The sequence below is a fragment of the Stappia sediminis genome, assembly GCF_009826895.1.
Lineage (GTDB): Bacteria > Pseudomonadota > Alphaproteobacteria > Rhizobiales > Stappiaceae > Hongsoonwoonella > Hongsoonwoonella sediminis.
In genome coordinates, this window is the sequence record NZ_WUMV01000009.1 from 152,819 (window position 1) to 178,182 (window position 25,364).

22 protein-coding genes and 4 tRNA genes are annotated in these 25,364 nt (G+C 60.0%); 9 read left to right on the forward strand and 17 right to left on the reverse strand.

Annotation, left to right across the window (positions count from 1 at the left end):
- Positions 1 to 9 precede the first annotated feature (9 nt).
- The 16 genes from GR183_RS19160 to GR183_RS19235 all read right to left on the reverse strand — a co-directional run bounded on the left by GR183_RS19160 (position 10) and on the right by GR183_RS19235 (position 14,416).
- Positions 10 to 1,200, reverse strand: a complete 1,191-nt coding sequence (locus GR183_RS19160) for an NADH-quinone oxidoreductase subunit E (protein ID WP_160777285.1) — start codon at positions 1,198 to 1,200, stop codon at positions 10 to 12.
- Positions 1,200 to 2,384 (reverse strand): NADH-quinone oxidoreductase subunit D, encoded by a 1,185-nt coding sequence (locus GR183_RS19165; RefSeq protein WP_160777286.1) that lies wholly within the window; start codon positions 2,382 to 2,384, stop codon positions 1,200 to 1,202. The genes GR183_RS19160 and GR183_RS19165 overlap by 1 nt, the downstream gene beginning before the upstream one ends.
- An 8-nt stretch (positions 2,385 to 2,392) precedes the next feature.
- Positions 2,393 to 2,998 carry an NADH-quinone oxidoreductase subunit C gene (locus GR183_RS19170; RefSeq protein WP_160777287.1) on the reverse strand — a complete coding sequence of 202 codons (606 nt, stop codon included), beginning with the start codon at positions 2,996 to 2,998 and terminating at the stop codon, positions 2,393 to 2,395.
- Between the two features lie 56 nt (positions 2,999 to 3,054).
- Positions 3,055 to 3,633, reverse strand: a complete 579-nt coding sequence (locus tag GR183_RS19175; RefSeq protein ID WP_160777288.1) for a NuoB/complex I 20 kDa subunit family protein — start codon at positions 3,631 to 3,633, stop codon at positions 3,055 to 3,057.
- Complete coding sequence (locus tag GR183_RS19180; protein WP_160777289.1) at positions 3,624 to 3,989, reverse strand: NADH-quinone oxidoreductase subunit A; 366 nt, start codon at positions 3,987 to 3,989, stop codon at positions 3,624 to 3,626. Before GR183_RS19180 ends, GR183_RS19175 begins: the two co-directional genes overlap by 10 nt.
- A gap of 462 nt (positions 3,990 to 4,451) precedes the next feature.
- Positions 4,452 to 4,528: transfer RNA gene (locus tag GR183_RS19185), tRNA-Asp, on the reverse strand.
- A 56-nt stretch (positions 4,529 to 4,584) separates the two neighbouring features.
- Positions 4,585 to 4,661, reverse strand: a tRNA-Asp gene (locus GR183_RS19190).
- A gap of 274 nt (positions 4,662 to 4,935) precedes the next feature.
- Positions 4,936 to 5,011 (reverse strand) — tRNA-Val (locus GR183_RS19195).
- Positions 5,012 to 5,208: 197 nt separating this feature from the next.
- A complete protein-coding gene (gene hbs / locus GR183_RS19200; protein ID WP_160777290.1) occupies positions 5,209 to 5,484 on the reverse strand; it encodes a non-specific DNA-binding protein Hbs in 276 nt (91 codons plus the stop codon).
- Between the two features lie 197 nt (positions 5,485 to 5,681).
- The gene (lon, locus tag GR183_RS19205; protein ID WP_160777291.1) at positions 5,682 to 8,111 is read right to left on the reverse strand and encodes an endopeptidase La; all 2,430 of its coding nucleotides are present in this window, start codon (positions 8,109 to 8,111) and stop codon (positions 5,682 to 5,684) included.
- A 344-nt stretch (positions 8,112 to 8,455) separates the two neighbouring features.
- Positions 8,456 to 9,721: an ATP-dependent Clp protease ATP-binding subunit ClpX gene (gene clpX / locus GR183_RS19210; protein ID WP_160777292.1), complete on the reverse strand. Its 1,266-nt coding sequence runs from the start codon at positions 9,719 to 9,721 to the stop codon at positions 8,456 to 8,458.
- Positions 9,722 to 9,990: 269 nt separating this feature from the next.
- Positions 9,991 to 10,626 carry an ATP-dependent Clp endopeptidase proteolytic subunit ClpP gene (gene clpP, locus GR183_RS19215; protein ID WP_160777293.1) on the reverse strand — a complete coding sequence of 212 codons (636 nt, stop codon included), beginning with the start codon at positions 10,624 to 10,626 and terminating at the stop codon, positions 9,991 to 9,993.
- A gap of 211 nt (positions 10,627 to 10,837) precedes the next feature.
- Positions 10,838 to 12,190 carry a trigger factor gene (tig, locus tag GR183_RS19220; protein ID WP_160777294.1) on the reverse strand — a complete coding sequence of 451 codons (1,353 nt, stop codon included), beginning with the start codon at positions 12,188 to 12,190 and terminating at the stop codon, positions 10,838 to 10,840.
- A gap of 117 nt (positions 12,191 to 12,307) precedes the next feature.
- Positions 12,308 to 12,392: transfer RNA gene (locus GR183_RS19225), tRNA-Leu, on the reverse strand.
- A gap of 91 nt (positions 12,393 to 12,483) precedes the next feature.
- On the reverse strand, positions 12,484 to 13,998 hold the full coding sequence (locus GR183_RS19230; RefSeq protein WP_160777295.1) for an NAD(P)H-hydrate dehydratase: 1,515 nt from the start codon (positions 13,996 to 13,998) through the stop codon (positions 12,484 to 12,486).
- A gap of 16 nt (positions 13,999 to 14,014) precedes the next feature.
- Entirely contained in the window at positions 14,015 to 14,416 is a 402-nt protein-coding gene (locus GR183_RS19235; RefSeq protein ID WP_160777296.1) for a VOC family protein, read from the reverse strand.
- A 447-nt stretch (positions 14,417 to 14,863) separates the two neighbouring features.
- On the opposite strand from GR183_RS19235, the gene GR183_RS19240 reads away from it, so the two are divergent.
- From GR183_RS19240 to GR183_RS19275, 8 genes are all read left to right on the forward strand, one after another.
- The gene (locus GR183_RS19240) at positions 14,864 to 15,202 is read left to right on the forward strand and encodes a P-II family nitrogen regulator (RefSeq protein ID WP_160777297.1); all 339 of its coding nucleotides are present in this window, start codon (positions 14,864 to 14,866) and stop codon (positions 15,200 to 15,202) included.
- 147 nt (positions 15,203 to 15,349) lie between these two features.
- Positions 15,350 to 16,759: a type I glutamate--ammonia ligase gene (gene glnA, locus GR183_RS19245; protein WP_160777298.1), complete on the forward strand. Its 1,410-nt coding sequence runs from the start codon at positions 15,350 to 15,352 to the stop codon at positions 16,757 to 16,759.
- A 260-nt stretch (positions 16,760 to 17,019) separates the two neighbouring features.
- Positions 17,020 to 17,169: a hypothetical protein gene (locus tag GR183_RS19250; RefSeq protein ID WP_160777299.1), complete on the forward strand. Its 150-nt coding sequence runs from the start codon at positions 17,020 to 17,022 to the stop codon at positions 17,167 to 17,169.
- Positions 17,170 to 17,368: 199 nt separating this feature from the next.
- Positions 17,369 to 18,217 (forward strand): sulfotransferase domain-containing protein, encoded by an 849-nt coding sequence (locus tag GR183_RS19255; protein WP_312846865.1) that lies wholly within the window; start codon positions 17,369 to 17,371, stop codon positions 18,215 to 18,217.
- Between the two features lie 130 nt (positions 18,218 to 18,347).
- The gene (locus GR183_RS19260; protein WP_160777301.1) at positions 18,348 to 18,893 is read left to right on the forward strand and encodes an adenylyl-sulfate kinase; all 546 of its coding nucleotides are present in this window, start codon (positions 18,348 to 18,350) and stop codon (positions 18,891 to 18,893) included.
- Positions 18,890 to 19,972 carry a sulfate adenylyltransferase gene (gene sat, locus GR183_RS19265; RefSeq protein WP_160777302.1) on the forward strand — a complete coding sequence of 361 codons (1,083 nt, stop codon included), beginning with the start codon at positions 18,890 to 18,892 and terminating at the stop codon, positions 19,970 to 19,972. The genes GR183_RS19260 and sat overlap by 4 nt, the downstream gene beginning before the upstream one ends.
- Positions 19,969 to 21,429, forward strand: a complete 1,461-nt coding sequence (gene pyk, locus GR183_RS19270) for a pyruvate kinase (RefSeq protein WP_160777303.1) — start codon at positions 19,969 to 19,971, stop codon at positions 21,427 to 21,429. Before sat ends, pyk begins: the two co-directional genes overlap by 4 nt.
- Before the next feature lie 54 nt (positions 21,430 to 21,483).
- Positions 21,484 to 22,203 carry a TSUP family transporter gene (locus GR183_RS19275; protein WP_160777304.1) on the forward strand — a complete coding sequence of 240 codons (720 nt, stop codon included), beginning with the start codon at positions 21,484 to 21,486 and terminating at the stop codon, positions 22,201 to 22,203.
- Positions 22,204 to 22,517: 314 nt separating this feature from the next.
- Here the strand turns inward: GR183_RS19275 and GR183_RS19280 are convergent, their stop codons facing one another.
- Positions 22,518 to 23,660 carry an SH3 domain-containing protein gene (locus GR183_RS19280; protein ID WP_160777305.1) on the reverse strand — a complete coding sequence of 381 codons (1,143 nt, stop codon included), beginning with the start codon at positions 23,658 to 23,660 and terminating at the stop codon, positions 22,518 to 22,520.
- Positions 23,661 to 24,108: 448 nt separating this feature from the next.
- On the opposite strand from GR183_RS19280, the gene tyrS reads away from it, so the two are divergent.
- Positions 24,109 to 25,362, forward strand: coding sequence for a tyrosine--tRNA ligase (gene tyrS, locus GR183_RS19285; RefSeq protein ID WP_160777306.1), 1,254 nt, complete (start codon positions 24,109 to 24,111; stop codon positions 25,360 to 25,362).
- The last annotated feature ends 2 nt before the right edge of the window (positions 25,363 to 25,364 follow it).

A 25,364-nucleotide genomic window follows, 5' to 3' on the forward strand; every position in this document is an offset into this window, starting at 1 on the left:
TCCCTCACCTCATGACTTCGATGTCGGCACGTCGCCATCGTCGACGCGCTTGGAAAATTCGGTTTCACCGCCCTCGGCCAGCGTTTTGGCCTGCGCGATCCAGTCTTCGCGGTCGATGCGGCCCTTGAACATCAGGCGCTCGTCCACCCACGCCTTGTTGTTCTCGTCCCACGACGCGATCTGAGCGAAGTGATAGACACCCATATCGTTCAGGATGCCCTCGATCTTCGGACCCACGCCGCGAATGCGCTTCAGGTCATCGGCCTTGCCGTCGCGCGGTCCGTCCAGAAGTTCTGGCTTGTGATCGTCGGAAACGGCATGTTCGTCCGTCGGCTGAGAGCGCGCGGCCTCAACCTCAGGCCTGTCTTCCGAGCTTGGCTTGCCGGCGTTTTCCGCCTTCGCCGTCTTCGTGCGGGGCGAAGTCTCCTTCGCTTCCTTCTTCGCGCTCGGCTTCTTTCCCTTCGGGCCTTTCCCGTCACCGGGAATTCCGTCGAAGTCGTTGCCGCCGGAATTGATCGAAACGCCCGCAAAGGCATGCGACGCAACTTCGGCACCATTCACGACATGGGCGACCGGGTCGCCGCCCTTCGTCTTGTCCTTGATCTCGGAAAGCGTCGTCACCCCGCCCTCCGGAGCACCGAAGCGGCGGTCGATCTGCGGACCGGGCGTCACTTCTCGTCCGGCCGAAATATCGTCGATCAGCTGCTCAAGGCTTTCCGGCGTCAGATCCTCGTAGGTATCCTTGAAGATCTGGATCATCGGCGCATTCACGCAGGCTCCGAGGCACTCGACCTCCTCCCACGAAAAATCGCCGTCTTCGGAAAGGTCGTGCGCATGTTCAGCGATCTTGCGCTTGCAGACCTTGATCAGGTCTTCTGCCCCGCGCAGCTGGCAGGGTGTCGTGCCGCACACCTGGATGTGCGCCTTTTTGCCGACCGGCTGCAGCTGGAACATCGTGTAGAAGGTCGCGACCTCCAGCACGCGGATATGAGGCATCCCCAGCATTTCCGCGATATAGCGGATCGCCGGCTCCGGAAGCCAGCCGTCATGCTGTTCCTGTGCCCGCCAAAGAAGCGGGATGACGGCGGATGCCTGCCGCCCTTCCGGGTAGCGGCTGATCACTTTTTGCGCCCAGTCGTAATTCGCATCGCTGAAGGCGAAGCTTTCGGGCTGCTCGTGATAAAGGCGACGAACGGCCATTACCGGTCAACCTCTCCGAACACGATATCGAGGGAACCGAGGATGGCCGAAACGTCGGCAAGCATATGTCCCCGGCAAAGGAAATCCATCGCCTCAAGATGCGCGAAACCGGGCGCCTTGATCTTGCAGCGATAGGGCTTGTTGGTCCCGTCTGAGACGAGGTAGACGCCGAATTCGCCTTTCGGCGCCTCCACGGCGGCATAAACCTCGCCCTCGGGCACGTGGTAGCCTTCGGTATAGAGCTTGAAGTGGTGGATCAGCGCTTCCATGGAGCGCTTCATCTCTCCGCGCTTGGGCGGAAACACCTTGCCGTCGGTCGTAAATACCGGGCCGGTTTCCACCGTCAGCTTTTCCAGGCACTGCTTCATGATGCGTACGGACTGGCGCATCTCTTCCATCCGGATGAGATATCGGTCGTAGCAGTCGCCGTTCTTGCCGATCGGGATGTCGAAGTCCAGTTCGTCGTAGCACTCGTAGGGCTGCGCCTTGCGCAGGTCCCAAGGCGCGCCGGAACCGCGCACCATCACGCCGGAAAAGCCGCGCGCCCATGCTTCGTCCAGCGACACGACGCCGATATCGACGTTGCGTTGCTTGAAGATGCGGTTTTCCGTCAAAAGGCCTTCGAGATCATCGCAAACCTTGAGGAACGGATCGCAGAAATCCCAGATATCGTCGAGCAATTCCTTCGGCAGGTCCTGATGCACGCCACCCGGGCGCACATAGGCCGCATGCATGCGCGAGCCGGACGCGCGCTCATAGAACACCATAAGTTTCTCGCGCTCCTCGAAACCCCAGAGCGGAGGCGTGAGCGCGCCGACGTCGAGCGCCTGCGTCGTGATATTCAGGATATGCGAAAGTATGCGGCCGATTTCGGAATAAAGCACGCGGATGAGCTGGCCGCGCTTCGGCACGGTGATGCCGACGAGCTTTTCGACGGCCAGCGCGAAGGCATGCTCCTGGTTCATCGGCGCGACGTAGTCCAGCCGGTCGAAATAGGGCACGCCCTGGAGATAGGTCTTGTGCTCCAGAAGCTTCTCGGTGCCGCGATGCAGCAGGCCGATGTGCGGGTCGACGCGGGTGACCACCTCGCCGTCAAGCTCCAGCACGAGGCGAAGAACGCCATGCGCCGCCGGATGCTGCGGGCCGAAGTTGATGTTGAAATTGCGAACCTGAGCCTCTGCCATCGACCGCCTCAATTCGTCTTGGCTTTTTCGTCACCCGGCAGCACGTAGTCCGTGCCTTCCCAGGGAGACAGAAAATCGAAATCGCGGAACTCCTGCGTCAGGCGCACAGGCTCGTAGACGACCCGCTTCTTCTCGTCGTCGTAGCGCACCTCGACGTAGCCCGTGAGCGGGAAATCCTTGCGCAGCGGGAAACCGTCGAAACCATAGTCCGTGAGGATGCGGCGCAGGTCCGGATGGGCGGAGAAGAGCACGCCGTACATGTCGTAGACTTCCCGCTCGAACCAGTCGGCCCCCGGGAAGACGCCGAATGCGGACGGCACCTGTGTGTCTTCGTCCGCCTCAACCTTCACCCGCACGCGCAGGTTCTGGCGCGGCGAAAGAAGGTGGTAGACCACGTCGAAACGCCGCTCCCGGCTCGGCCAGTCGACACCGCAGATATCGACAAGTGCGATGAACTGGCAGCTTGCATCGTCGCGCAGGAATCGCAGCACGGATACGATTTCCGCCGCGCGCGCGACCAGCGTCAGCTCCCCGTAGGCGACGTTCCATCCGTCGAGCGCATCGCCGAGCGATGCCTGGATGTGTTCGCCAAGTTCCGCGAGCGTCTCGTCCATGAGATTTCCACCCGTCCCGTTTGGACCCGTTTGAACCTGCAATTTCCCGTACCGCCTCAGCGTTCGATCGTACCCGTGCGCCGGATCTTCTTTTGCAAAAGAAGAACGCCGTACAGCAACGCTTCCGCCGTCGGCGGGCACCCCGGCACGTAGATATCGACCGGAACGACGCGGTCACACCCGCGAACGACCGAATAGGAATAGTGATAATAGCCGCCGCCGTTCGCGCAGGATCCCATGGAGATCACGTAGCGCGGCTCCGGCATCTGGTCGTAGACCTTGCGAAGCGCGGGGGCCATCTTGTTGGTCAGCGTGCCGGCCACGATCATGACGTCGGACTGGCGCGGGCTAGCGCGCGGCGCGAAGCCGAAGCGCTCGCCGTCATAGCGCGGCATCGACATCTGCATCATTTCCACCGCGCAGCAGGCGAGGCCGAAGGTCATCCACATGAGCGAGCCGGTGCGCGCCCATTGGATGAGGCTGTCGGAGGCCGTGACGAGGAACCCCTTGTCCGCCAGCTCGTTGTTGATTTCGAGGAAATAGGCGTCGTCCGCACCCACGGGATTGCCCGTATTGGGGTCGATGATGCCCTTCGGCTGCGGCGCGACGAGCGGCTCGGAAGTCGTCAATCCCATTCCAGGGCTCCCTTCTTCCATTCGTAGATGAAGCCGATCGTGAGCACGGCCAGGAAGATCGCCATCGACCAGAAGCCGTACCAGCCGAGGTCGCCGAACACCGCGGACCACGGAAACAGGAACGCCACCTCCAGATCGAAGATGATGAAGAGAATCGAGACCAGGTAGAACCGGACGTCGAACTTCATTCGGGCGTCGTCGAACGCGTTGAAGCCGCACTCATAGGCCGACAGCTTCTCCGAATCCGGGTTCTTGTAGGCAATCAGGAATGGCGACAGCAAGAGCGCCAGGCCGATTGCCAGTGCAACGCCGATGAACACGATGATGGGAACGTATTCCCTCAGGAGGTCTTCCATTTTTCAGCCGTGTCCCTGCCAATGGACCGAATTACCGGCGAAAACCCAAAGGCTTCCCGCTGGTGGGATGCGGCACCGCCGCACTCGGAAAGCCCCCGGTCATGACCGGCGATCGAATGCTCGTGGAACGATGCATCGGATCGCGTCGGCACGCTTAGCCCACGCTCATGCCCAACGCAAGTCCCACAAGCGCTTATAATCGCGACGGGTTGCGGATAACCGCACGGCACGGGGGAGGATACCCACAGCCGGCGGCGATCAATAACGCGCGATTTCCCACACGAGGAAAACTAACATCCTTGCAGCATCCGACAACCCGCCATTTCGCTGACGCGAGTCGCGGCGCGCGGAACTTAGAACTCTGACATGAAACAAGGAATGCGCCCCGGGGGCGCGTGCTCCGGCGCGCCGTGAAGGCGCAACCGCAATCGGATGATTTATTCGGAGGAGAAGACATACGACTGGCGCGAGTGACGGGGCTCGAACCCGCGACCTCCGGCGTGACAGGCCGGCACTCTAACCATCTGAGCTACACCCGCTCGCCTGGTCGTATGATGTTGGCCACTTCGCTGAAACATAAAGTCTTTCAGGGAAGTGGCGCGAGTGACGGGGCTCGAACCCGCGACCTCCGGCGTGACAGGCCGGCACTCTAACCAACTGAGCTACACCCGCTTGCATCGAAGCGGTGCGTGACCGCTTGAAGTGGCGCTGATGTACGGCGCTGCGCCGCTTTAGTCAAGGGTCGGCGGCAGCTGTTTGTGACGATTTCCCGAAACGATTGCAGTCCGCCGCGCTTAGCCGCCCTTCCCCGCCTGATTTTAAGCTCTTCCACTGTGGAAAAAGCAAAATCGGCAAGCCGCGTTTCGACGACCATACGGCTGTGGTTTTCAGTCGCCGTGCCCGCGCACACGCGATGGGAATGACGGATTGTCGATCGAAGGGAAGATGGTGGGCGGTGAGAGACTCGAACTCCCGACATCCTCGGTGTAAACGAGGCGCTCTACCAACTGAGCTAACCGCCCCTCGCGGCGCAATTTGCGCTCGTCATGGGATTGCGGATGTCTATGCGCTTGGGCTGCGGATTGCAAGTCTCATGCATCACATCACCCACAATCCACTAATCCCGCTTCGCCATGCCCCTGGTAAAGGGCCTCGACAAACAAAAAACCCTGCAGGACATCCGTCCCGCAGGGTTTTGAGAACCGTCCGGTCAACCGCCTCAGGCGTTGACGGCGTCCTTGAGACCTTTGCCGGCCTTGAACTTCGGCGTTTTGGAAGCCGGGATCTTGATCGCTTCGCCGGTGCGCGGGTTGCGGCCTTCGGTGGCGGCGCGTTCGGAAACGGAGAAGTTGCCGAAGCCGATGATGCGGACTTCGCTACCGGACTTCAAAGTGCCGGTAATCGCATCGAAAGTCGCGTCCACAGCCTCACCCGCCTGCGCCTTGGTCAGCCCGGTCTTCTCGGCCACGGCTGCGATCAGATCATTCTTGTTCATGGCAGTCACCTTTCTTGGAAACCTCGGTATGCCCGCCGATTCGAACGGGCTCCGGAGGCGACAGTCTTTCGAATCATTGTCTAACGCAAGCCGAAAGTGGCGGAAATCCGGGATTTTTTGCCCAAAAACACCATTTTTTCAAAAGAAAAGGCCCCGGCGGATGCCGAGGCCTTCAAATTTTCGTTTCGCAAACCGCTTCAGTGGGCGACGAGACCGGGTGATTCTTCCTCCGTCGCGGCGGTATCAGCCGGTGCGGAAGCCTTCTCCTCGCTCCACTCTATCGCCTCCGGCATGCGGGTCAGCGCCTTGGAAAGCACTTCGTCCATGCGCGAAACGGGCACGATATCCAGACTGTTCTTCACGTTATCGGGGATGTCCGCGAGGTCCTTCGCGTTATCCTCCGGGATCAGAACCGTCTTCATGCCGCCGCGAAGGGCTGCAAGCAACTTCTCCTTCAGCCCGCCGATCGGCAGTACACGGCCGCGAAGCGTGATCTCGCCGGTCATGGCCACATCCCGGCGCACCGGAATGCCCGTCATGATGGAGATCACGGCCGTTGCCATGGCAATGCCGGCGGACGGCCCATCCTTCGGCGTCGCGCCTTCCGGGACGTGCACGTGGATGTCGCGCTTCTCGAAGAGCGGCGGTTCGATGCCGAAATCGACGCTGCGCGAGCGCACGTAGGAAGCGGCTGCGGAGATCGATTCCTTCATCACGTCGCGCAGGTTGCCGGTCACCGTCATCTTGCCCTTGCCGGGCATCATGACGCCTTCGACCGTAAGCAGTTCGCCGCCCACTTCCGTCCAGGCAAGGCCGGTAACGACACCGACCTGGTCTTCCTGTTCCACCTCGCCGTAGCGGTAGCGCGGCACGCCGAGATAGTCCTCGACGATCTTGTCGTCGACAGCGATCTTGGTCTTGTCGGACATGAGGATGTCCTTCACCGCCTTGCGCGCGAGCGTGGCGAGTTCGCGTTCGAGGTTACGCACGCCCGCCTCGCGGGTGTAGCGGCGGATGACGGTGCGCAGCGCATCGTCGCCCACCTCGAACTCGCCCTCCTTGAGGCCGTGGTCCTTGATGCTCTTGGGCAGCAGGTGCCGCTTGGCGATCTCGACCTTCTCGTCCTCCGTGTAGCCCGCGATACGGATGATCTCCATGCGGTCCATCAGGGGGCCCGGAATGTTCAGCGTGTTCGCCGTGGTCACGAACATCACTTCCGACAGGTCGTATTCGACCTCGAGATAGTGGTCCATGAACGTCGAGTTCTGCTCCGGATCGAGCACTTCGAGAAGGGCCGAGGACGGGTCGCCGCGGAAGTCCATGCCCATCTTGTCGATCTCGTCGAGCAGGAAGAGCGGATTGGACTTCTTCGCCTTCTTCATCGACTGGATGACCTTGCCGGGCATCGAGCCGATGTAGGTGCGGCGGTGGCCGCGGATTTCGGCTTCGTCACGCACGCCGCCGAGCGACATGCGGATGAATTCGCGCCCCGTCGCCTTGGCGATCGACTTGCCGAGCGAGGTCTTGCCGACGCCGGGAGGGCCGACAAGGCACAGGATCGGGCCTTTCAGCTTGTTGGCCCGCTTCTGCACCGCCAGGTATTCGACAATGCGCTCCTTGACCTTCTCAAGACCGTAATGGTCGGAATTCAGCACCTCCTCGGCAAAGGCGAGATCGTGCTTGACCTTGCTGCGGCGCCCCCAGGGGATGCCGAGCAGCCAGTCGAGGTAGTTGCGCACCACCGTCGCTTCGGCTGACATCGGGCTCATCTGCTTGAGCTTCTTCAGCTCCGCATTGGCCTTTTCGCGCGCTTCCTTGGAAAGCTTGGTCTTGGAGATGCGCTCTTCCAGTTCGGCCACCTCGTCGCGGCCGTCCTCGCCGTCGCCGAGTTCCTTCTGGATCGCCTTCATCTGTTCGTTCAGGTAGTACTCGCGCTGCGTCTTCTCCATCTGGCGCTTGACGCGCGAACGGATGCGCTTTTCCACCTGCAGGACGGAAATCTCGCTCTCCATCAGGCCGAGCACGCGCTCAAGCCGCTGGGAAACCGAGGCAATCCCCAGGATTTCCTGCTTTTCGGGGATCTTCACCGCAAGGTGGGATGCGATCGTGTCGGCGAGCTTCGAATACTCGTCGATCTGGCCGACGGCGCCCAGAACCTCGGGCGAGACCTTCTTGTTGAGTTTCACATAGCTCTCGAATTCCGACACGACGGAACGGGCCAGCGCCTCGACCTCGACGGTTTCGGCGTCCGTGTCCGGCAGCGGTTCCGCATGCGCCTCGAACAGGTCGTCGCGCTGCGTATATGCGCCGATGTTGGCGCGCGAAACGCCTTCCACCAGAACCTTCACCGTATTATCGGGAAGCTTCAGGAGCTGAAGAACGGTCGCGAGGGTGCCAACGTTGTAGATGTCTTCGGGAGAGGGCTCGTCGTCGGAAGCGTTCACCTGCGTTGCCAGCAGGATCTGCTTGTCCGAGTTCATCACCTCTTCCAGCGCGCGGATCGACTTTTCGCGCCCGACAAACAGAGGCACGATCATATGCGGAAAAACGACGATGTCGCGGAGCGGCAGAACCGGGTAGATGGCACCGCCGCCCTCGTCCGCAGGTCGCGTCTGGAAATCTGTCATTTCATTTCCTCTCATCGCGGCCCGCCGCCCCGAGTTACTCGCGAAAAACGGACGGGCGCTCAATAGACGGCGGCCGGAAATTCTTTCCGGAAAGCGGCCGATACGCGGCACCTCCTGCAAGAGCATGCCGGGCTCGCCCCGCCGTGGGTTGTCCTATTAGGTGGCTACCGCGGGCATGGGTGTCAAGGACGCGCAATGGGGCGCGATACAGGTTCCCTGTTGATTACCTCAAGTAAGAGTGAACAAAGCCGCGGAGAGTGGCGAAATTGCAGCCATCGAGACGAAAAAAGGCGCCGAACGGTCTGGTTCGGCGCCTTTGGCTGACTATGGCGAGTCGCTTCTGGTCAAGCGCTCGTCGCGGATTCCTCGGCCCTGTCCTCGTAGATATAGAGGGGTCGCGCCTTGCCCTCCACGACCTCCGGCGAGATCACGACTTCCTTCACGCCCTTCAGGCCGGGAAGCTCGTACATCGTGTCGAGGAGGATCGCCTCGAGGATGGAACGCAGGCCGCGGGCGCCGGTCTTGCGCTCGATTGCCTTGCGCGCGATGGCCCGCAGCGCTTCCTCGTGGAAGGTGAGGTCCACGTTCTCCATCTCGAAGAGCCGCTGATACTGCTTCACGAGCGCGTTCTTGGGCTCCATGAGGATGGTGATGAGCGCATCCTCGTCGAGGTCCTCCAGCGTCGCGATTACCGGCAGGCGGCCGACGAATTCGGGAATCAGGCCGAATTTCAGCAGATCTTCCGGCTCGAGTTCGGCGAACAGTTCGCCGGTCTTGCGGTCTTCCGGCGCTCTTACGTTCGCCTTGAAGCCGATCGAGGTCTTGCTGCCGCGGTCGGAGATGATCTTCTCCAGCCCCGCGAAGGCACCGCCGCAGATGAACAGGATGTTCGTGGTGTCGACCTGCAGGAATTCCTGCTGCGGGTGCTTGCGTCCGCCTTGCGGGGGAACGCTCGCCACCGTGCCTTCCATGATCTTCAGAAGCGCCTGCTGCACGCCCTCGCCCGACACGTCGCGGGTGATCGAGGGGTTGTCGGACTTGCGGCTGATCTTGTCTACTTCGTCGATGTAGACGATGCCGCGCTGCGCTCGTTCCACGTTGTAGTCGGCCGACTGCAAAAGCTTGAGGATGATGTTTTCCACATCCTCGCCGACGTAGCCCGCCTCGGTCAGCGTCGTCGCATCGGCCATGGTGAACGGCACATCGAGGATCCGCGCCAGCGTCTGGGCAAGCAGCGTCTTGCCGCAGCCGGTCGGACCGACCAGCAGGATGTTCGACTTCGCAAGTTCGACGTCGTTGCTCTTTGAGGCGTGGTTCAGCCGCTTGTAGTGGTTGTGGACGGCAACGGAGAGAACCTTCTTCGCGCTGTCCTGGCCGATCACGTAGTCGTCAAGCACCTGCCTGATCTCTTGCGGGGTCGGCACTCCATCGCGCGACTTCACCAGCGAGGATTTGTTCTCCTCGCGGATGATATCCATGCACAGCTCGACGCACTCATCGCAGATGAAAACGGTCGGGCCGGCGATCAGCTTGCGAACCTCGTGCTGGCTCTTGCCGCAAAACGAGCAGTAGAGCGTGTTTTTCGAGTCGCCGCCGCTGGCCTTGCTCATATGTTAGTCCCCGCATTTCCTGGGAAGCGCCAAATGCCTTCCCGTTTCATGTTGCGGACAAAGAGCAGGCCCAGCCCCCTCTTTGCCTCCGGATATCGCATTATCCGATGTCCGGCCAACGCACTCGCCGATTGTGGGTCACAATCGGCGATGTTCCAAGAATGTCACCATGCTTCGCCCTCAAAAATCAACATACGTTTAAGGCAAAGCTAAAGCGTTACGGTTAACCCGGCGATCACCACAGAATACTGTGGCAAAAGCGCGACGCCTCATTTCTCCTCCGTCTCGCCCAGTTTCGAGCGGTCGAAGATCACCTCGTCGATGATGCCGAAGTCCTGCGCCCGTTCCGCCGTCATGAAGTTGTCGCGCTCAAGCGCTTCTTCGACGGAGTCGAGCGTCTGGCCCGTGTGCTTGACGTAGATATCGTTGAGCCGGCGCTTGAGCTTCAGGATTTCCTGGGCATGCAGCATGATGTCGGCCGCCTGCCCTCGGAAGCCGCCGGACGGCTGGTGCACCATCACGCGGGCGTTGGGCAGCGAATAACGCATTCCCTTGGTGCCCGCGGCAAGAAGCAGCGATCCCATGGAAGCCGCCTGGCCGATGCACAGCGTGGAGATTTCCGGGCGCACGAACTGCATCGTGTCGTAGATCGCGAGCCCCGAGGTCACGAGACCTCCCGGAGAATTGATATAAAGCGCAATCTCCTTGTTCGGGTTCTCGGCTTCCAGATAAAGGAGCTGGGCGCTGATCAGCGCAGCCATATGATCCTCGACCGGGCCGGTCAGGAAGATGATGCGCTCCTTGAGAAGGCGCGAATAGATGTCGTAGGCGCGTTCTCCGCGGTTCGTCTGTTCGACGACCATCGGCACAAGCGTGTTAACCGCGAAATCGACAGGATCTTGCATGCCTCGTCCATGGTTTGGCGAAAACTGGGAGGGCCAGGAGCGGAAACCCGTTTCCACTAAGGCGTCGCGCGCCCTCGCCCGTGTTCGTTCGTCATGAGTCGAAAAAAGCGACACCCGGAACATAGGGGATGTCGCTTCGTTTCGAAAGATAGGCGACGCATCACGCTATACAAGGTTAAGCGAATGCGTCGCGCCATATCTCGCTTTGGACTCAGGCGGCCGTCTCGCCGTCCTCGTCGTCCTCTGCCATCAGCTCTTCCTTGGTAACCGTTTTGTCGGTCACCTTGGCAAGGGTCATGATGTAGTCGACAACCTTTTCCTCGTAGATCGGGGCGCGAAGGCTGGCGAGCGCCTGCGGGTTGCCGCGATAGAACTCGAACACCTGCTGCTCCTGGCCCGGGAACTGGCGCACGCGGTCGTAAAGGGCGCGCTGCACCTCGTCGTCGGACACCTGGATTTCGTTCTTCTCGCCGATTTCCGACAGCACGAGGCCAAGGCGCACGCGCCGCTCGGCGATGCGCTGGTATTCGGCCTTCGCCTCTTCCTCGGTCGTCTCTTCGTCCTCGAAGGTCTTGCCTTCCCGCTCCATGTCGTTCTTGACCTGGCGCCAGACGTTGTCGAACTCGGTCTCCACCAGCTTGCCGGGCAGATCGAACGAATAGGCCTCGTCGAGCTTGTCGAGAAGCTGGCGCTTGATCTTCTGGCGCGTCATCGCGCCGTACTGGCTCTCGATCTGCTCGCGGATCAGCTCTTTCAGCTTGTCGATGGACTCAAGGCCCAGCGTCTTGGCAAGCTCGTCGTCGAGCTTCACTTCGCCGGGAGCCTGGATTTCCTTGACCACGATGTCGAAGGTCACTTCCTTGCCGGCAAGGTGCTTGGCGGCATATTCCTCGGGGAAGGTCACGGAGATCGTCTTCTCGTCGCCGGCCTTCAGGCCCACGAGCTGCTCCTCGAAACCGGGGATGAAGCTCTTGGAGCCGATGACGAGATGTCCGTCCTCGTCGCTGCCACCCTCGAAGGCTTCGCCGTCGAGCTTGCCGACATAGCTCATGGAGACGCGGTCGCCCTCTTCCGCTGCGCCGTCCTTTGTCTCGTACGGACGGTTGGCGTCGGCGATGCCGAGCGCCTGCTCATCGATTTCCTCATCGGAGATTTCGACGATCGGGCGCTCCAGTTCGAGCGTCGAAAGATCGATCAGCTCGAACTCGGGCATGAGGTCGTAGGACATCTTGAAGGCGAGATCGGCGTTGCCTTCCAGGATGGCTTCCGCCTCCTCCTCGGGAAGATCGATCTCGGGCTGCAGCGCAGGCTTTTCCTCGCGCTCCTCGATCGCCTTCTGGGTGGTTTCCTGGATCAGGTTGGACAAAAGCTCGGCCATCGCCTGGCGTCCGTAAAGACGCTTCAGGTGGGCCTTGGGCACCTTGCCCGGCCGGAATCCGTTGATGCGGACCTTGCCTTTAAGGTCGTCGAGATAGGAATCGAGGCGGCTCGACAGATCCGAAGCCGGAATGACGACTTTCAGTTCGCGCTTCAGCCCCTCGGCCAGGGTTTCGGTCACCTGCATGGTAATGTGTTTCGTCCTCGGTCTAGAACGTCTGTCTGTCAGCGTACGGCGCTGGCAGGATGAATTGAGAATTGCCTACGACTTCGCCGCTAAGACCGGTATCCGGCTCTCCAGGCATGGTGCGGGCGGAGGGACTTGAACCCCCACGGCTTGCGCCACCAGAACCTAAATCTGGCGTGTCTACCAATTCCACCACGCCCGCAACGGTCGAAAACGCCCGCAGCCGAGGCGCGGCCTCTATAACATCGGGATCGGCAGGGTCAAAGAAAAAACGAGGCGATCGGCGCTCCTTCTCAGGCCCGGTCCTCCGCAAGCTCCGCGATCACATCCTTGAGAACCGGCAGAAGGTCCTCCGAGATCAACCCGGGACCCGCCTTTTTCGCCGCTTGCCCATGTATCCACACGCCTGCGCAAGCTGCCTCGAAAACCGGCAATCCCTGGGCCATCATAGCACAGACGATCCCGGCAAGAACATCGCCCGACCCGGCGGTCGCAAGCCATGGCGATGCGTTTTCCGTAATCGCGGCGCGCCCGTCGGCGGACGCGATCACCGTGTCGGCGCCTTTCAGGACGATCACCGCTCCGCTCAGCCTGGCCGCCTCGCGCGCGCGGTCCGGCTTCGACATCGAGGCTTGAGCCGCGATATCGGGGAACAGCCGCGCGAATTCGCCGTCGTGCGGCGTCATGACGACGCCGCCGCTCGTCTTGTTGCGGATCGATGCGAACAGCGCTTCCGGCTCTTCTGCGAAACTCGTCAGCGCATCGGCGTCAAGCACGACGGCGCGTTCGCCGTCCAGGCACATCGCCACGCGCCGCCTCGTTTCCTCGCCCACGCCCGCCGCCGGGCCGATCACGACGCTGTTCAACCGCCTGTCGGCAAGGATCGCGGCAAACTGTTCCTCGTCCTTGTAGGCCTTCAGCATGACGGCCGTCAGATGCGCGGCATGAACGGAGGCCGCCGAGGGCGATGCCGCCACTGTCGAAAGCCCCGCGCCGGCGCGGAGGGCGGCGACTGCCGCAAGCCTTGCAGCGCCTGTCCGCACAGCCGGTCCGGAAACGATCAGGGCATGGCCGCGGTCGTATTTGTGGCCGGTGACCGTCGGCGGATTCCAATGGGGTCGCCACAGTTCCCTGTCGTTCACGAAGGTGCGGGGGCGTATCTCCTCCAGTACGTCCGCGCTTATGCCGATATCGGCCACGCTCACCCCGCCGCAGAGTTCGCGTCCGGGAAACAGCAGATGTCCCGGCTTTCGGCGAAAGAAGGTGACGGTGCGTGTCGCGCGGATCGCCTCGCCGAGTACCGCCCCGCTTCCTCCGGAAACGCCTGACGGAAGGTCCACGGCGATCGTCTTTGCCCGCCGTTCATTGACGAGGTGCACCACCTGAGCGGCATCGCCTTCAAGCGGCCTGTCGAGGCCCGCGCCGAACAATGCGTCGACCACAAGCCGCGCTTCCTTCAGCCGTTCGGGCAGCTTTGCAAGATTGAGCCTTTCGATCGGCACGCCGGCATTGGCCGCGTCGTCACGCGCCGTTGCCGCGTCACCCTTCAGCCGGCTCGCCTCGCCAAGCAGCAGGAGCCGCACCGGGTATCCCCGTTTCTTGAGGATGCGCGCGGCCACGAACCCGTCCCCGCCGTTGTTTCCCGGGCCCGCCAGCACCAGTACCTGCGCAACGTGGTCCATCATTCGCGCGCAGGTGTCGGCGACCGCGCGTCCCGCCTCATCCATAAGCTCGATGCCCGGCGTGCCGCCGCGGATCGTGCGCTGGTCCGCCTCGCTCATTTCCTCCGGTGTCAGGAGAACTTCCACACAAGGACCTCCCGTTTCAGCTTCCACCCGCGATGACGACGTCCTGCGGTTCTGCGAGTTCCACAAGGTTTCCGTCCGGGTCGCGTATATATATGGACCGCAGGGGCGACACGGCACCGGCTCGGAACACGGGTCCCTCTTCTATATGTACCTGCGCCTCGGCAAGCCGCCTTTCCACCGCCTCCAGGCTTTCCACCAGAAAGCAGAGGTCGCCCGCACCGGATGTCGGCATTTGCGCATGCGGCAGGAACTCCGCACCGGCCTTGTGCAGGTTGATCTTCTGGCCGCCGAACCGAAGTGCCCTTCGCCCACCGGCGAAGACCACCTCCTCCATGCCGAGGACGCCGGAATAGAAGGCCACCGTCTGGTCGATGTCCTTGACCGTCAGCACCACATGATCGAGCGAAAGAATACGCATGGTGGATCCGCTCCGCGTGCACACATCGTTGTCAATCTGCCTTTATCCTCGCACCATTCTCACACTGGCCGGCGTTTTTCGGCAAGCTTTCGCAAAGCGGCATACTGTTCCAATGGCCTTCGGCGGAGCTTGGTTCGGCCGATTCTTTGCCTATTTAATGAGCGTTCTGATCACTTTATGATCACTCTCGGCCGGCACGGCGCTCTACATCCCGGATTTTCCAGCCCGAATTGCCGCATTTGGAGGCGACTTTTTCGGCATGCGCGCTTGGCATGGCTCGTGCTAGATCAACCTTCATGCAGGTGATCCCACCTGGATGCAGAGACGTTGATCGATCTGGGAAGGCCGGGGCTTGGCCGTCGGGACGAAGACGAAAGAGCTCCAGCCGATCGTCAGGTCGGCACCGGCCGCCCGGCCGAATGCATCTGATGCGGAGAGACGGAGGCTATGAAGAAAATCGAAGCGATCATCAAACCCTTCAAGCTGGACGAAGTGAAGGAAGCGCTTCAGGAGGTCGGCCTCCAGGGCATCACCGTCACCGAGGCGAAGGGTTTCGGCCGCCAGAAGGGCCATACCGAGCTTTATCGCGGCGCCGAATACGTCGTTGACTTCCTTCCCAAGGTCAAGGTCGAAATCGTCCTTGCCGACGACCTGGTGGAGAAGGCTGTCGAGGCGATTCGCAACGCCGCCCAAACCGGCAGAATCGGCGACGGAAAGATTTTCGTCTCCAACATCGAGGAAGCCGTTCGCATCCGTACCGGCGAGACCGGCGTGGACGCCATCTGAACCGCCTGACGGGTCGCGGGCGCACGAACGTGCTTCCGCGCCGGCTCGGGCCAAGCGATGCATGGGCCTGTTTTCCCGAAAACGTCCATATTTCGGCGGAACATGCTCCAAGTCGCCAATCCAAAGCGAAACCTGGGAAAAAACGTAATGACGACCGCAAGCGAAATTCTGAAGGAAATCAAGGAAAAGGACATCAAGTTCGTCGACCTGCGCTTCACCGACCCGCGCGGCAAGATGCAGCATGTCACGATGGATGCCGGCCTCGTCGATGAGGACATGTTCGCCGAAGGCGTCGCCTTCGACGGCTCTTCGATCGCCGGCTGGAAGGCGATCAACGAGTCCGACATGCAACTCGTTCTCGATCCGGAGAGCGCGCACGTCGATCCGTTCTTCGCCCAGTCCACGCTTGCCATCATGTGCGACATCATCGACCCGGTCTCCGGAGAGGCCTACAACCGCGACCCGCGCACCACGGCCAAGAAGGCCGAGGCCTACATGAAGACGCTCGGCATCGGCGACACCGTCTTCTTCGGCCCTGAAGCCGAGTTCTTCATCTTCGACGACGTTCGCTTCTCCGCCGATCCCTACAACACCGGCTTCCAGGTCGATTCCATGGAACTGCCGACCAACATGGGTTCGGAATACGAGACGGGCAACCTCGGCCACCGTCCGCGCACCAAGGGCGGTTATTTCCCGGTTCCCCCGGTCGACAGCGCCCAGGACATCCGCTCCGAAATGCTGACAGTCCTGACCGAGATGGGCGTCGTCGTCGAAAAGCACCACCACGAGGTGGCCGCAGCCCAGCATGAGCTCGGCATCAAGTTCGACACGATGGTGCGCAACGCCGACAAGATGCAGATTTACAAGTACGCGGTGCATCAGGTCGCCCACGCCTACGGCAAGACGGCCACCTTCATGCCCAAGCCGGTCTTCGGCGACAACGGCACGGGCATGCACTGCCACCAGTCGATCTGGAAGGAAGGCCAGCCCGTCTTCGCCGGCAACCAGTATGCCGACCTTTCGGAGAACTGCCTCTACTACATCGGCGGCATCCTGAAGCACGCCAAGGCGCTCAACGCCTTCACCAACCCGTCGACCAACTCCTACAAGCGTCTGGTTCCGGGTTACGAGGCTCCGGTGCTTCTGGCCTATTCCTCGCGCAACCGTTCGGCCTCCTGCCGCATTCCGTTCACGGCATCGCCGAAGGCCAAGCGCGTCGAGGTCCGCTTCCCCGATCCGTCTGCGAACCCGTACCTCTGCTTTGCCGCCATGCTCATGGCCGGCCTCGACGGCATCAAGAACAAGATCCATCCGGGCGACCCGATGGACAAGAACCTCTACGACCTGCCGCCGGAAGAGCTGAAGGACATCCCGACCGTTTCCGCCTCGCTTCGCGAAGCCCTGGAATCGCTCGATGCCGACCGCGAGTTCCTGAAGGCCGGCGGCGTGATGGACGACGACCAGATCGACGCTTACATCGAACTGAAGATGGAAGAGAACATGCGGTTCGAAATGACGCCGCATCCGGTCGAATACGACATGTACTATTCGGTCTAAGCCAGAGGCTTTCGCCAGTTTGCAAGACTGATTATTGCAAAGCCCGCGCCACCCCGGCGCGGGCTTTTTCTCTTATCGGTAATCTGTCACGCAGCCGTCATCGTAGACAGTTAGTAATCCGTCCCAAGGCTTGGAAGCTCTGCCCTTGCCATGCCTTGGGGCCGGCCGGCATTTGGGTTTCGCTTCGTGCGGCGTACGCAGCCCAATTGCCGGTCGGTCCTTACCCGCAAACTAGGCGGCCCTCACGGGCCGCCATTTTTTTGACTCCGATAGCCGTATCGCACCTGTCACGCTCGCTTGAGCGTTCGGTCACGGAGACCGCATTGATGGAACCGGCGCAGGCGGCGCCACGCCAGGAACTCGGCTACCTAGCGTTCCCGGAACTCTTCGCGGCGCTTGCGCTTGCATGAAAGGTTTTTCCCTTTCGCACTTAGGAAAAACTGCAATCCATGAAGGAATAGATGAAATATTGCGCAAAAATGTTTTATATTTTAGCTTAGTTGGCTAACTTGCTAATAAGTTGATATGCCGATTTTAATATAATCATATTTAATAAATTTAGACTGCGCATTATACGCTAGTGTATGGAGTGTTCGCGTGCTGGAAAATGTGCGGTATCCGGATTTCATTATTATCGGTGCGACCAAAGGTGGCACGAGTTGGATCGTTGCCAACCTTCAGCTACAAGAAGATGTATCGATTCCGATGCAACCAAGCGCCGGAGTGCACTATTTCAGCAGAAATTTCGAACGCGGGACGGATTGGTACCTCAAGCATTTCTCCGGCATCAGCGACGAAATCAGGTTCGTCGGCGAGAAATCGGCAAGTTATCTGCCGCATCCCGATGTTCCCGCACGCTTGAAAGAACTGCTGCCTCATGCGCGCCTGATTGCGCAATTGCGCAATCCGGTGGACCGCGCCTATTCGGACTACTGCATGCATTTTCGCAGGGGTCAGGCAAGTGGCGACATCGAGCGTTATCTCGATCCGGACCGCACCCCGATACCACGGCTGTTGAACGACGGTCGCTATCATACGCACCTTACCAGGTATCTCGATTTTTTCCCGCCGGATCAGGTTCTGGTGACGATCTACGAAGAGATGGAAAGGGATCCCGCCGGCGTCCTTCGCTCGATTTCCCGGCATGTCGGCGTGGATGATCCGGTCATTCCTCAAGATATCGGCAAACGGGCCAAGGCCAGGGACACCGCAATGCTGCCGTTGGGCGTGCGCAGGCTTCTTGGGCCGATGAAAGGTGTCGTCGCTCCATTTCGCCATACGTCGGCGTTCAAGTCGGCGCGTGCCTTGCTCGCGAAGCCGAACCGCTATCCCCCGCTGACCGAACCGATACGCGCACGCCTTGCGGCCTACTTTCAGCCGGAAACGGAGCGGCTTGCCCGTCTCCTTGGAAGGGATCTCGACGAATGGCGGAGGGTCGATTCTTCTAACGCCGCATAGAGCGCTTGTCCTGAAAGCGGGATCGCTATCGGGACAGGGATTCGTCCTAAATTCAACGTCTTGAGCATATCCTTATCGCAGATACCTATTCGGAATTTGCGGGATATGCTCCAGGAAGCGGGGGTGTGGAGTGGTTGTTTGGGTCACGGGTCTTTCCGGTTCGGGCAAAACGACTTTGTGCGAGGCGCTGAGATCGCTGCTGAAGCCGCGGATACCGGAACTTGTACTTATCGACGGCGATGTCGTGCGCGAGATTTTCGGCGGGGATCTTGGCTTTGGCGAGGCGGATCGCGCACGCCAGATCAAACGCATACAAAGCCTTGCGCGAGAGCTAGACAAGCAAGAACAGGTCGTTATCGTCGCCGCCCTTTATGCGCATCCCGATCTTCTCAGCTGGAACAGGCAAAACTTCAAAGACTATTTCGAGATTTATCTGGACGCACCGCTCTCGTTGGTTCGCCAGCGCGACCCCAAAGGGCTTTACGGCAAGGCCGACCGCGGGGAAATGGAATTCGTCGTCGGTATAGACGTGCCGTGGAACCCGCCCGCAAATCCCGATCTTCGAATTGATGCGGCCACGGTCCCCAGGCCGGCGGAGCTTGCAAGAAAGGTTGCGCGGGCAATACCGCGCTTTGCGGCGGCGCTGCAGATCGACCATCTGGACGCCGTTTCATGAGCGAACTCGTTCTCGACCGCATCCGGTATTTCGAGCTGGAAAAGCTAGCCTTCGGCGCATTCCAGCCGGTCACCGGGTTCATGACGGAGGACGAGTTCAACAGCGTGGTCGAAAGGCGGCGGCTGCCGGATGGATCGCCCTTTCCCCTGCCGATCGTCCTTGGCGTCGGCGCAAGCGATGCCGAGCGGATGCGGGGAGCGCATCGCGTTTCACTGCTGCACGAGGGGCATGAAGTCGGAGAGATCGATCCGCAAAGCGTTTTCACGGTCGACAAGGCGGCTGCGGCAAGGAAGATATACGGCACCGACGACATCGCCCATCCCGGTGTCCGGTTCTTCATGCAAGGCGGAGACTGGTTCGTCGGAGGTCCGGTTTCCCTCAAGAAACGGATTACGCACAGTCTTACCAAATATGAGCTGACACCGGCGGAGACGCGCCGGCTTTTCAGGTCCAGGGGCTGGAAGAGCGTCGTGGGCTTTCAGACGCGAAACGTGCCGCATCGGGCGCATGAATACCTGCAGCGCGTCGCACTCGAGATTGCGGACGGCCTTTTCGTTCAGCCTCTCGTCGGTTTGAGAAAAGCCGGCGACTATACGCCCGAGGCCGTTGTCGCGGGATACCGGGCGCTGATCGACGGGTTCTTTCCGCCGGAGCGCGTGGTCCTCGGCATCTTGACGACATCGATGCGATACGCCGGTCCGCGCGAGGCTGTGTTTCACGCAATCATCCGCCGCAACTACGGTTGCACCCATTTCGTCGTCGGCCGGGACCACGCGGGCGTCGGCAGCTATTACGGCAAGTATGAGGCGCACGAAGCGACGCGTGAATTCGAAGGCGAACTCGGCATCGAAGTCCTGCGGCTGAACGGCCCTTTTTATTGCAACGGATGCCGAACGATCGTCACGGAACACACGTGCCGGCACTTCTCTCAAGCGCCAGCGATGATCACCGAAATTTCCGGTACGGATATTCGCTCGGCCCTGGCGGGCAAAAAGGCGGTCGACGCAAAGATCATCCGGCCCGAAATCGTGGCCGCACTGGCGGACGTACCCTTGTTCATTGAGGGAGAGGAAATGTGAGCAAGATCCAGATCGTCGCGACAATCGGGCCGGTGAGCGCGTCTGCCCAAATGCTGCGCGAGCTTGAAGACGCGGGCATGACGGTTGCGCGGTTGAACGGATCGCATAACGAACTGGGCTGGCACGCCGAAACAATCGCGCTCATTCGAGAGGTCTTGCCCAACACGCCAATCCTGCTCGATATCCCGGGCCGGAAAATCCGCACGACCCAGCTCATGGCGGAGCCCAGGTTCAAGGCCGGAGATACCATCGTCCTGACGACGGATATCTCATATGCGGGCGGTGAAAAGGTGCCTGTGAATTATCCGAGCCTTCACGAGGATCTGGCGCCTGGAAATATCATTCTCGCCGACGACGGAACGCTCAGGTTTACGGTCATCGAGGTCGTCGGCCGGGACATTTACGTCGAAGCCAATTGCGATGGCCGGTTGAGAAGCCGCAAGGGCATCAACGTTCCCTTCGTTCGCCTTCGCACTCCCATGATCACCCAGCGGGACCGGGACATGATGGCATTCGCCGTCGAACAGGAGGTCGATTTCGTCGGCATCAGCTTTGTGGAATCCGCCGCCCACGTCGAACGTATCCGTGAGCTTGCCGGCGGCAACTGGCCGCGCATCGTCGCCAAGGTCGAAAACCAGATCGGCCTCGACAATGTTGAAGACATTCTCAAGGCGACTGATGCCGTCATGATCGACCGTGGCGACCTGTCGGTCGAAACCAACGTGGAAAACGTCGCGCTTTACCAGAAGCGCGTCCTGAGCGCCGCCAAAGCGCACAGCAAGCCGGTCATCGTCGCCACCGAAATGCTGCACAGCATGATCGAGTCGCCCATGCCGACCAAGGCGGAAGTCAGCGACATCACGAATGCGGTGCTCGATGGTTGTGCTGCAACGATGTTGTCGGGCGAGACCGCATTCGGCGCCTTTCCGGTCGAATCGGTCAGGACGATGCGCCGCATCGTTGATGCGGCCATGCATCATGTGGTCGGCTCCGGTGCCGTGAACGGACACCTCGAAACGCCTCAGGCCATGGGCGATGCGATCGGCTTGATCTGCAACGAACTGGCGATCACCAAGGTGGTGGCCATCACGATCTCCGGATTTGCGGCGCGTCTGGTGTCCTCCCGCTCGCTTAGACAGCCCGTATTGGCCGTGAGCAATGACCGCATGGCGGCGCGCAGCTTCAATCTGCTTCAGGGCGTGCGGGGCATTCATCTCGACATCGAGTTTCCGCGCACATCCACCGACCACATAGCCGAATGCCTGGAAGCTCTTTTTCTTCAGGGCGAACTGACGCTTGAGGATGTCGTGCTCGTCACGACCGTCGGTTACCCGCGTTCGGGCAATCGGATGAACCTCATCCAGACCCATCGCATCGGCGATCTGGCCGAAGCACTTCATTGGGACATTTCGCCGATAATGCAGGAGAACGATCACCCGCAGAAACGACCAGCGTAAAGTCTCCGGCTTCTTTCTATTCAGGTGGAAGAGACCGCTTCAAAAAGGACCGACATGGAAGCTGCCGCTACCGTCATCTTTTTCAGCTTCATACAATCCTTGTTCGGGATGGGGTTGCTTGTGTTCGGAACGCCAACCTTGCTTTTATTGGGTTTTGAATTCTCTGAAGTACTGGCAATTTTACTGCCAGCCTCAATCGTAATCAGCTTGTTGCAGCTTTACGAAGACAAATTGGTGGATGGGCGTTTCGCACGTCAGTTTATCGTCTGGTGCCTTCCCGCGCTGGGATTGGGGCTCATTGCACTGCTGGAGTTCGGGGCTGCGATTTCGCTGGAGCTCGCACTCGGCACGATCATGCTCTTGAGTGTCTGTTTCCAGATGTTGCCGCGGTATTCGGTGAAAACGAACGGCATGATCCGCCACCACCTTAAAGCATGGTTTTTCATAATGGGCGCCGTTCATGGCATCTCAAATCTCGGCGGCAGTGTATTGGCGTTGGTCGCGAATTCCTGTTTCCATGAAAAATCCGATGTCCGTAAAACCATCGCCTTCTGCTATCTCTGTTTTGCATGTATCCAACTGCTTATTTTATATAATTTCAAACCGGAAATATTCACGTGGAGCCAGTTATACCTGATGTCCATAGCCGGAGCGGTATATGTTGCCTTGGGCCGACGAACGTTCGCCAGCCTTCATCAGGCCGTATATGAGAGGTTGTTTCTGGCCTTCATGTTCGGTTATGGCGTGGTTTTGATATCCAAGGCGTTCGCATAGCGCCCCTTCCCCATTTCCCCCGTGAAATCCCGCTTAGCATCCTGTCATTCCGGACGCGGCGCATCACTCCTGTCTTCCCCGCGAAGGGCGGGGCTTGCCCTCGGCTCGATCGGGGGACCTCCCTCCACGCGCCGTGCCCCGTCGTCACACCACATGCCGCGCCCTCTCCACCTGTCATGCCCGTGAAGACGGGCATCTCGTGCCACACGCCGTAACCTCTCCTTCGTCTTCGCCGTTTGTCTCCGACTTGACTAAGAAGGCCCAGACCCAGCAACCGATGATGCTAACTGGCATATTTCGAGCAATTTGGGATCCTACTCGCAGCACACCTTCTCAAGGTATGTATTGCCATAAGTGATGAAAGAATCGGAGGGTATTGCGCCTTGATTCTTTAGCTTTCGCGCCAAATTGATAGCGTGCTGCTTGTCATAAGTATTACGCAACGTCACAGCATACCAACCGTTGCTCGCCCGATAGGCGGACAGCGGAAGCCTCGATGAGCGCACGTAGCGATTTACCTCCTCGATACTACGGAAGCTTCTGACTTGGACATGCCTTTGGTCGAACGGCGCCAAAGCGAACTGGTCGACATAAACCCAAGTATGATGCATGTAGCCAGTGAGGGTGCCGGCCCTAACGCGATACCATCGGTCGTGATTACCGAGAATGGTAAGCCGTTCACCGTTCGAAAGAACCGCCAGATCAGCAGACTTCCCCCGAGCGGCTTGCTTGAGCGGCGCCTGGCCAGCCGGATGGCGTACAGCGCCGCTTCGCGCTGCTTCAGGCGACAAGAAAACGGCAGTGCTCTGTTCACCGCCAAGAGGAGGTAGATTGGCAGCCCTTGGCGACACGGTCACATCCCGTGGCGGCGCATCGACGCCCTCCGTGATCAGTCGGAAGCGCTTCATTTCGCTTCCCGATAAATAGCGGATATCGTTGCTTTCGTATTTGAGCGCGAGTTGCAAAAGGGCGGGATCGACACCCATTTCTATCATGTAAGAAATGGTTTCTGCCGTTAGTTCCTGTATCGCGGAAACGGCAGCGTGCGCGTTGATGCCGAATTCACCACTGAATGACGACTTGTGAACGCCAATGGAGCCAGGTTCGGCTAAGCGGATTACGCCGCCCATAAAGGCAAGCGCGCAGGCCGATGCACATTCGCCCTCCTTGACCTGCGTCGTGGCGAGGCCGGTGGAGCGAATGTATCTCCCGAACTCCATCGCCTTGTAAGGATTTCCACCGCCCGAATCGAATAATATGACACGCACCCCGCGCGCTTCAATGAAGCGGGCGAAAGTCTCCAACCGGTCAGATGGCTCGAACGCACCTGTAACTAGAGCAATACGGAAGCCATCAAATTCGACAAATTTGTAACGGAGATTGGCCCTTACCTCACTCGATACTGGAATTTGTAGCAAGATCGCAGCGATTAGAATTTTCAAATATAAACGTAACATCTTCCACCATCTGGCAATCGGTCTCCAAATTAGCGCGTCGGTATGCAGCTGTCGATATCATCGAACATACGTTGCAAGAATTACGCAGCTATGGGGCTGCAGACCGGAAGTGCCTCGCCAGAACCTGCGTTTTCGCAATCAAAAATTGTCGCACCATCTGCGCGGTTCTTCGAAAAGGATTTATTCTAACGAACTTCGACTTCTCCCGATTTCAGGGGGCGGTCAAAAATGTGGAACGATCAAGCGTAAATTTGCGTGTAATACGCGAAGGTCACCTCCTCGCATGTCCCGAAACCAAAGCATTCAAAAAAAAACTTAGGCGGACTGCCTCTCCCATTTCCCCGTGAAATCCCGTCCCGCATCGGCTATAGAGCGGGCCGGCCTTGTTTCTGAGTACTTATCGGGCCGGCTACTCAATCCAATCACGGGAAATATGGAAACTGGCGAAATGACCGCTTTCAAATCGGACTTTCTGAAGACCCTCCAGGAGCGAGGCTTCATCCATCAGGTGTCGAACCCGGAAGGGCTCGACAAGCTGTATTCGTCCGAGACGGTTACCGCCTATATCGGCTTCGACTGCACGGCGAAGAGCCTGCATGTCGGCTCCCTCGTCCAGATCATGATCCTGCACTGGATGCAAAAGTGCGGGCACCAGCCCATCGCGCTGATGGGCAGCGGCACCACCCGTGTGGGCGACCCGTCGTTCCGCGACGAGGCCCGCCCTCTTCTGACCGAGGAGATGATCGAGGACAACAAGTCCGGCATCCGCAAGGTGTTCGACCGCTTCCTCTCCTTCGGCGACGGGCCGAAGGATGCGCTGATGCTCGACAACGCCGACTGGCTGATGAAGCTTGAATATCTGCCGTTCCTGCGCGATGTCGGGCGGCATTTTTCGGTCAACCAGATGATCCAGCGCGATTCCGTTCGCCTGCGTCTGGAGCGCGAGCAGCATCTGTCGTTCCTTGAGTTCAACTACATGCTGCTTCAGGCCTATGACTTCGTGGAGCTTTACCGGCGCACCGGCTGCCGCGTCCAGCTTGGCGGGTCGGACCAGTGGGGCAACATCGTCTCCGGTGTCGATCTCGGCCGGCGCATGGAGGATGTCGAGCTTTTCGCCATCACCACGCCGCTGCTCACCACGTCTTCCGGCGCGAAGATGGGCAAGACGGCGGCCGGTGCCGTCTGGCTCAACCCGGACATGCTGTCGGCTTACGACTACTGGCAGTACTGGCGCAACACCGAGGATGCGGACGTCGAGCGTTTCCTGAAGCTCTTCACCACGTTGCCGCTTGACGAGATCGCGCGGCTTTCCGGCCTTGGCGGATCGGAGATCAACGAGGCCAAGAAGGTGCTGGCGACGGAGGCAACCGCCATGGCCCATGGCCGCGAGGCGGCGGACCAGGCGGCCGAGACGGCCCGCAAGGCCTTCGAGGAAGGCGCGCTGGCCCAGGGTCTGCCGACGGTCGAGATCAGCCAGGGTGACCTCAGCGAAGGCCTGGGCCTTTTGAGTGCCGTCGTGACCGCCGGGCTGTGCGCCACCAACAGCGAGGTTCGCCGCAACATCAAGGGCGGTGCGATCCGCATCAACGACAAGCCGGAAAGCGACGACCGGCGCGTGCTGACGGCCTCGGACGTGGTGGAAGACGGCGTGATCAAACTCTCGCTGGGGAAGAAGCGCCACGTTCTTCTGAAGCCGGTCTGACT